The following is a 3,953-nucleotide window of genomic DNA, read 5'->3' as shown; positions in this document are numbered from 1 at the left end:
GAACCGGAGACCCCGGTGAACACGGTCAGTCGGCGCTCGGGGATCTCGACGCTGACGTCCTTGAGGTTGTTCTCGCGCGCGCCGTGCACGCGGATCACCTCGTGGCTGTCCGCTCCGGGCAGCGCAGCCGAGTCCGCGTGCGCGTCGGTCCTCGTCGCCTTGCTCATCGTGTCTCCGTCTCTCACGCGGGGCGCTCCCTTGGATGCTATGAGGGACCGGAGTGGCTCTGCTTCTCGATTCCTGACCGGGCCGGTCGCTGCACCGGACGACAGGGCGGGCTCCGCGCGTCAGCCGCCGAGGACCGTCAGTTCGACCTCGACCATGTCACCGAGCTCGACCGACTCGGCGCGGCGTACCGAGTCTTTAAGCGGCAGCACGTATCCGCCGTCCTTGGGGAACAGGGACGTCTTCCAAGCGGTGCCGCCGAGCCGCACTCGTACCGGGATCATGCCCCAGCCGTACGTGACGTCTGCCGCTAACGCCTGGATGTCTGCGGCTTGCTCCTCCGGAACGGTGACGAAGTGGAACGGCGACGGACCGCGCCAGTGCCAGATCTCGCCGGTGAACTCGAACTCCACTGGACCTCCCATCGACTGTCCCCATGCTTCCATCGGCTGGCGACAAGTGCGCACGGGTGAGGAGGGGAAAGGCCCGGCGGATCGGGTCCGCCGGGCCTTTCTTACCCACTGGACTGGTGTGGTGCGCCGCTACTTCACCGAGCCGGCGGTCAGGCCGGAGACGACCTTGCGCTCGATGAGGGCGAACAGGATGATCACCGGGATGGTGGCGATGACCGACCCGGCGAACAGGTGCTGCCAGTCCACCGAATACGCGCCGATGAAGTTGTTCAGGCCGACGGTCAGCGGCTCGTTGCTCGGCGTCGAGGTCAGCGTGAGCGCGACGATGAACTCGTTCCACGCGGCGATGAACGTGAAGATCAGGGCCGTGACGATGCCGGGCAGCGCCAGCGGGATGATCACCTTGAACATCGCGCCGAGCCGGGTGCAGCCGTCGACCAGCGCCGCCTCCTCGAGCTCCTTGGGGATCGCGCCGAAGTAGGCGTTGAGGATCCAGATCGCGAAGGCCATGTTGAAGCCCGCGTTCACCAGGATCAGCGCGGTCGGGTCGTCGATCATGCCGAGCTGGTTGAACTGCCCGAAGATGCCGACGACCAGCGCGGTCGGCTGGAACATCTGGGTCACCAGCACCAACAGCAGGAACACCGACCTGCCGCGGAATCTGCGGCGCGCCGTGTAGTACGCGGCCGGGATCGCCACCAGCAGCACCAGCGCCGTCGCGCCGCCGGCCACCATCAGCGAGACCCGCAGGTTCGAGCCGAGGCCGGTGGACCACAGCGAGGTGAAGTTCGACCAGGCGAAGTGGTGCGGGACGTAGTCCGCGTCCAGCAGTTCCTTCGGCGGGCGCAGCGCGGTCAGCGCCATCTCCACGTAGGGCAGGATGAAGATCAGGGCCACGGCATACGCCGCGGCGGCCACGATCACGGTGCGCAGCCTCGGCGGGTTGCGGCGGGCCTGCGGCGCGCCGGTGCGGTCGGCGGCGGTCCGCGTGGCGGCGGGTGCTGTGGTCGCGGCCATGCTCAGGCCACCTCCTTCTTCCAATTGCTGACCCGCAGGAACACCAGCACCATCACGATGATCACGGCGAAGTTCACCACCGACATCGAGGCGGACTCGCCGATGAAGTTCTGCTTGAGGTTGAACATGTAGACCGTCGAGGTGTTCGTCTCGTAGCCGGGGCCGCCGCGGGTCATCTCCCAGATGATCGGGAACGAGTTGAACACGTTCATCACGTTGATCAGCGTCGCGACCAGGATCGCCGGGCGCAGCAGCGGCAGCGTGATGGCGAAGTAGGTGCGCAGGTGCGAGGCGCCGTCGATCTTCGCCGCCTCGTACACCTCGCCGGGGATGGTCTGCAGGCCGGCCAGGATCGTGTAGGTGGCGAACGGGACCGAGACGAACACGGCCACCGCGATCATCCAGAGGAACGCGGCGTCGGGGCGGCCGAGCCAGTCGGCCTGGCTGGTGCCGAGCCTGGAGATCAGGCCGAGGTCGCGCAGCAGCAGGTTGATCGCGCCGGTGTTCGGGTCGAGCATCCAGCGGAAGATGATGGCGGTCATCATCACCGACGCGGCCCACGGCGCGATCAGCGCCCAGCGCGCGATCCGCCGCCCCGGGAAGCGCTGGTTGAACAGCTGCGCCACGCCGAGCGAGATCGTCATGGTCAGGCCGACCACGGCGACCACCCAGATCAGGCTGCGCATCATGATCGGGCCGAAGTTCGGGTCCTGAAAGAGCTTGGTGTAGTTCTTGAAGCCGGCCGAGCCGAGCAGGAAGCCGTCCGGGCTGTAGTGCTGGAACGAGATCCGGAACATCTCGTAGACCGGCCAGATCACCGCGAAGCCGATCAGGGCGACGGCGGGGCCGACCCAGCCGAGGGGAGCGGCGGCCCGGCCGAGCCGCCGCAGCGGGGGGGTGGGGGGTAGTGACATGGTCTCTCCGCCGAGTTCGGGAAGGGCCGGGGCGGCCAGGCGGTCGGCAGGTGCACTGTGCCGGATGGTTCACTGGCCGGACGGTTCACCGCGCCGGACGCACATGCGGGTACGTCCGGCGCGGCGCCAGTGAGCGGTGCAGCGGGCTGGTTGGCGATGTGTCAGGGGCCTTCGGGTCCCGGCCGATCAGAGCCGCCCGCGCCGAGGAGGAGGACGGCCGGGACCCGAAGCTTTGGCGGGCCTGGCCCGGATTACTGACCGGAGGTCGCGGTCTGCTGGATCTGGTCGAGCACCGACTTGGGGTCGCCGGTGAGCGCGGTGCCGATCTGCTTCTGGATCGCGGTCAGCACGGTGCTCCAGTTGGCCTGCGAGCTCGGGTACAGCGTGGCGGTGCCCAGGTTCTTCACGAAGCCGGCGAACTGCGGGTTGCTCGACATGCTGTTGGTCGCCGAGGTGGTGGCCGGCAGCAGGTCGTACTCGTTGTCGAAGGCCAGCTGGTTCTGGTCGTTGTAGGCGAAGTCCAGGAAGGACTTGATCGCCGCCTGATGGTTGTTGTTGTTCAGCGCGACGACGTAGTCCGCGACGCCGACGGTCGAGGTGAGCGGTGCGGTCTTGCCGGGCACCGCGACCACGCCGTAGTCGGCGGCCTGCAGCACGCCGGCCTTCTGGATGATCGGGATCAGCGCCGGGGAGCCGTTGATCATGCCGATGTTGCCCTGCGCGAACTGCTGCCACAGGTCGGTGCGGTTCTTGGTGGCCGGGTCCGGCTCGGTCGCGCCGGACTTGGCCAGGCCCTGCAGGTACTGGTAAGTGGCGATGTTCTGCGCCGAGTTGATCGCGTACTTGCCGGAGGCGTCGGTCAGGCCGCCGCCGTTGCCGAGGAACCACAGCAGCGACTCGGCCTGCGCCTCCTCGGAGCCGAGCGGCAGGCCGAAGCCGGTCTTGCCGGTCTTCTGGGCGATCGTCTGCGCGTCGGCCTTCAGCTGGTCCCAGGTGGTCGGCGGGGTGCTGATGCCGGCCTGCGTGAACAGCTTCTTGTTGTAGAACATGGCCCGCGAAGACGTGGTCCACGGGATGCCGTACTCGGTCCCGCTCACCTCGCCGGCCTTGGCGAAGATCGGGTTGATGTTCGAAAGCGTGGAGGCGTCGAGCACGTCAGAAGCCTTGTACGCGATGCCGTCCTGGACGTACTGCGCGTAGGTCAGGCCCTCGAGGACGTCCGGGTACTGCTTGTTCTGGATCATCGTCTGGACCTTGGAGCTCAGGTCGTTCCAGTCGATGGTCTGCACCTGGACGGTGATGTTCGGGTTCGCCTTGTGGAAGGCGTCCGCGACGCCCTGCCAGTAGGTCTGCGAGGTGTTCGACGCGCCGGTGCCGTAGTCGGCCGCGACCAGCTTGATGGTGACCGCGCCGGAGGCCGAGCCACCCGAGGAGGAGGAGTTCG

General features: G+C 67.6%; 4 protein-coding genes. All 4 read right to left on the bottom strand.

From position 1 onward, the window contains the following. Positions 1-287 precede the first annotated feature (287 nt). Positions 288-590 carry a DUF1905 domain-containing protein gene (locus tag VFB40_RS09365; protein ID WP_324848969.1) on the bottom strand — a complete coding sequence of 101 codons (303 nt, stop codon included), beginning with the start codon at positions 588-590 and terminating at the stop codon, positions 288-290. A 117-nt stretch (positions 591-707) separates the two neighbouring features. Continuing rightward, complete coding sequence (locus VFB40_RS09360; RefSeq protein WP_324848967.1) at positions 708-1,595, bottom strand: carbohydrate ABC transporter permease; 888 nt, start codon at positions 1,593-1,595, stop codon at positions 708-710. Positions 1,596-1,597: 2 nt separating this feature from the next. Next, positions 1,598-2,509, bottom strand: a complete 912-nt coding sequence (locus VFB40_RS09355) for a carbohydrate ABC transporter permease (RefSeq protein ID WP_324848965.1) — start codon at positions 2,507-2,509, stop codon at positions 1,598-1,600. A 251-nt stretch (positions 2,510-2,760) separates the two neighbouring features. Beyond that, a partial coding sequence (locus VFB40_RS09350) for an extracellular solute-binding protein (RefSeq protein ID WP_324848963.1) occupies positions 2,761-3,953 on the bottom strand: 1,193 nt, incomplete at its 5' end.

Source organism: Actinocrinis sp. (assembly GCF_035650855.1).
Taxonomy (GTDB): domain Bacteria; phylum Actinomycetota; class Actinomycetes; order Streptomycetales; family Catenulisporaceae; genus Actinocrinis.
Note: the sequence above shows the minus strand (reverse complement) of the source record. Positions and strands in the feature narration are given on the sequence as shown.

Coding starts and splice junctions, on each gene's coding strand:
- VFB40_RS09365 (WP_324848969.1), bottom strand. CDS start 590: ATGGGAGGTCCAGTGGAGTTCGAGTTCACCGGCGAGATCTGGCACTGG.
- VFB40_RS09360 (WP_324848967.1), bottom strand. CDS start 1,595: ATGGCCGCGACCACAGCACCCGCCGCCACGCGGACCGCCGCCGACCGC.
- VFB40_RS09355 (WP_324848965.1), bottom strand. CDS start 2,509: ATGTCACTACCCCCCACCCCCCCGCTGCGGCGGCTCGGCCGGGCCGCC.